The organism is Marinobacter sp. (assembly GCF_041686475.1).
GTDB lineage: Bacteria > Pseudomonadota > Gammaproteobacteria > Pseudomonadales > Oleiphilaceae > Marinobacter.
The window spans coordinates 1-3,314 of record NZ_JAWLDU010000050.1; the positions used below are offsets into that span (position 1 = coordinate 1).

The window sequence follows — 3,314 nt, forward strand, 5'->3', positions numbered from 1 at the left end:
CCGTCAGTTTGCTGATGGTTTCCAGGTCCTTGTGCTGTTTTTTGGTCTGTTGTTCCAGTGACCGTGTGCGCTGGATGAGCTCGTACTGTTCCAGTGCCAGGGCGATGGTCAGGCGAATGTCGTCGTCATTCCAGGGCTTGAGGATGAACCGGTAGACCGCGCCTTCCCTGATGGAACCCATAACCGCATCGGTATTGGCGTGACCCGTCAGCATGATGCGGATGGTGTTGGGCCAGCGTTCCCGCACTTCCTTGAGTAATTCGCTACCGTTTATGCCGGGCATCATGAAGTCCGTCATGATCAGCTCGACCGGCTGTTTTTCCATGATGTGCAAGGCTTCATCGCCATTGTTGGCAAACAGCAGTTCGTAATTTTCACGCTGGAAAACCCGGCGCAGGGAAGCCAGGATGTTGGGCTCGTCATCCACCAGCAGCAGACGATAGGGCGCTTTCTTTGCTTCGGCTACCGGGCGGGAGTTGTCGTCCGGTTCCTTGCTGAAAAACAGCGAGGCGTAGCGTTTGGCCATGATGAATCCTTAACTGACCGGCAGCGTAAGGGTGACACGGGTGCCCGTGCCCTCCCTGCTGTCGATCTGAATGGTGCCCCGATGCGCGCGCGCGGTGTCGCGGGCAACGGTCAGGCCCAGGCCGGTGCCTGTCCCGACCGGCCGGCTGGTGTAAAAGGCATCGAATACCCGTTCGCGAATGCCTTCGGCAATACCGCAGCCGTTGTCCTGAATCTCTACCCGGATACCCTCGCAGTCGACACTGGTTTTCGCAAGAATACGCCCGACCCAGGATTCAGGCCCGGCACTTTCCTCCCGCAGTTTCAGCGCCTGGGCGGCATTGTCGAGAAGGTTGTAAAAGGTTTGCGACAATCTTGCCGGGTGGCCGGATATTTTCGGCAGTTCGCCGGGTTTTTCCAGGATGTCCAGGCCGTGGCCGTATTCGGTCTGAAGCAGATGCATGGCGCTGGACAGCAGTTCATTAATGTCGCACAGGGTATAGTCAGCCTGATCAATGCTGGAGAAGGTTTTAAGATCAGAAACAATGCTGGCGATACGGCGGGCACCGTCAGACGATTCTCCAATCAGGTCAGCGAAGTCGTCCAGCAGTTCCCGGTTCTGCCTGGAATCCGGTACCAGCTCCCGCAGATCATTGACGTATTCTGCGGCCACCTTGAGGTTGCTGGACATGAAACCGATCGGGTTGTTGATTTCATGGGCCACACCGGCGGCCAGCTGACCCACAGAACGCAGCCGGGCGCTCTCGTAAAGATCCATCTGCGCCTGCTTGATCACTGTTACCTGCTCGTCCACTTTTTCCTGCAACTGGTCAGACAGGGCACGGTAGCGGGCCTTCGAGGCTTTCAGCGCCTCGTTCTGTTTCTGCAGTTCGGCGTAACTGGCTTCCGTGGTGTCATGGTGCAGGTTGGCCGCAAGCCGGTACTTGGCAATAAACATCATCAGAAACGACACCAGATCGGCGGCTGCGAGTCGTTCCTGTTCGGAACTGCCGCCAGACAGCCAGCCCACGGTTTCAAGGTTGAATTCCAGTGCTACCGCGTCTGTTTTCCGCTTGTTGCCGATCTCCACCGGTTCACGGCACAGGGTGCTGAGCATCCGGTTCAGGCGCTGGAGCTGGTCTCCAGTGAGCAGGTCTTCAAGTGTGGGGTCGTCCTCAAAGTTACGCACAGCGCTCCTCGCTGGCAGCACTCAGCTGCCGTATAAAGGTGTCGCGGTCAATGCCGTGATCGGTGCTCAACGCGAACTCCCGGTCTACCTCGGTATAGAGTCGGTCCAGAAGCACCCGGAAGGTTTCGATCACACCCTTGCCATGGAGTGCGGCTGCCATCTGTAGCGGCGCCCAGGGTGTTTCAGCCCAGCGCTGCTGTAGTTCGGCATCGGCGACCACGCCGGGCAGGTCGCGTTTGTTGAATTGCACCGCCATGGGCAGGGTGTCGATATCCAGCCCCACCTTTTCCAGATTTTCCTCCAGGTTCCCGAACGCCGTGGCGTTGTTGTCCTGCTGGCTGGTCTGGGAGTCCGCCACAAACACCACGGCGTCGGCGCGGGACAACACCGCCTTGCGGGTACTGTCGTGCTGGACCTGGCCGGGCACGGTATACAGCTTCAGCCGCAGATCCAGCCCGGAATCGCCCTTAAGCCCGATAGGCAGCATGTCGAAGAACAGAGTGCGGTCGTCACGGGTTTCCAGCACCATCAGTTCGCCTTTGCGCTGGGGATTCAGCAGGGAATGAAGCTGCATCAGGTTGGTGGTTTTGCCACTCAGGGCAGGGCCGTAAAACACCACCTTGAGAGCCAGCCTGTTGTCTTCGGGGCTATGATCCGCCATCAGAACCTCTTCACCGGTCGCCGATGAGCACGGAGCCATCGGCATCGCGCTGAACGCGGGTGATGCCCGGGTTGTCCTTCTCCAGGCGCAACAGTTCCTGCTCCCGGGCCCTGATCATCCGGCGCTGTGCATTCACTTCGTCCAGCAGCCGCTGGTTTTCCGTTTTCAGCTCGTAGATATCAATGGCGGACCTGATGGCTGCCACCACTTCATAGTCATCCCACGGCTTGGACAGGTAGCGATAGACTTCCGCCTGGTTGATGGCCTTGATCATGGAGTTGCGGTCACCGTAGGCACTCAGTACCAGGCGCATGGCATCCGGTTGGCGCTGCTTGGCAAACTGCAGATAGGTCACACCGTCGGCCGTGGGCATCTGGTAGTCGGAGATGATGACGGCAAAGCGGTGTTCCAGTAGCCCGGTCAGAGCTGCTTCCACGTTGTTATAGGTATGGATTTCCCAACCGTGGGGCCGCAGCAGGCGTTTGAGAGCATTAAGGATGTTGGGTTCGTCATCCACCAGCTGAATCTTGATCATGATGTTTTCTCCGTTTCTTCTTCGTCCGGACGGTGTACATACACCGCATAGCGGGTACCGTCCGGTTCGCCTTTCTCGAACGCCACCAGTTTATCGATGAGCGGGGAGGTCAGTTCCTTGCCCTCATTCAGCAACAGCATGCCGGAAGCCGCATAGAGGTTGCGGGCCAGCACCATGCCGGACCTCAGCCGCAGAGTGTCGAGGGCGACGATGTCCGGGTCTTCATGCTCTACATCGGGAGCCACCTCAACGCACACCTCCAGGAAAAGGTCTGCAATCTCCGGATCGTAAAGCCGCTCCCGGTAGCGTTTGATAAGTTTCAGGGCATTGTCACGGGAAACCCGGCGCTCCAGGATCAGGCCGTACTGCAGCTCCATGAAGTCCACTGCCAGTCTCAGAATGCGCGAGCCCAGTGGAATCTGGGA

5 protein-coding genes are annotated in these 3,314 nt (G+C 58.4%); all 5 read right to left on the reverse strand.

The window, feature by feature from the left end; genetic code table 11:
* Positions 1-526: response regulator (locus tag ACESMB_RS11565; protein ID WP_372971587.1), on the reverse strand; the 526-nt coding region annotated here is incomplete at its 3' end.
* Positions 527-535: 9 nt separating this feature from the next.
* Complete coding sequence (locus ACESMB_RS11570) at positions 536-1,693, reverse strand: sensor histidine kinase (RefSeq protein ID WP_372971588.1); 1,158 nt, start codon at positions 1,691-1,693, stop codon at positions 536-538.
* Positions 1,686-2,354: a GTP-binding protein gene (locus tag ACESMB_RS11575; protein WP_372971589.1), complete on the reverse strand. Its 669-nt coding sequence runs from the start codon at positions 2,352-2,354 to the stop codon at positions 1,686-1,688. The genes ACESMB_RS11570 and ACESMB_RS11575 overlap by 8 nt, the downstream gene beginning before the upstream one ends.
* 10 nt (positions 2,355-2,364) lie before the next feature.
* Positions 2,365-2,889 carry a response regulator gene (locus ACESMB_RS11580; protein WP_372926319.1) on the reverse strand — a complete coding sequence of 175 codons (525 nt, stop codon included), beginning with the start codon at positions 2,887-2,889 and terminating at the stop codon, positions 2,365-2,367.
* Positions 2,886-3,314: HD domain-containing phosphohydrolase (locus ACESMB_RS11585; RefSeq protein WP_372971590.1), on the reverse strand; the 429-nt coding region annotated here is incomplete at its 5' end. The genes ACESMB_RS11580 and ACESMB_RS11585, both read right to left, overlap by 4 nt.

Bases quoted from the DNA above. Each gene is read 5' to 3' on its own strand.
- ACESMB_RS11575 (WP_372971589.1), bottom strand. From the start codon at position 2,354: ATGGCGGATCATAGCCCCGAAGACAACAGGCTGGCTCTCAAGGTGGTG.
- ACESMB_RS11580 (WP_372926319.1), bottom strand. From the start codon at position 2,889: ATGATCAAGATTCAGCTGGTGGATGACGAACCCAACATCCTTAATGCT.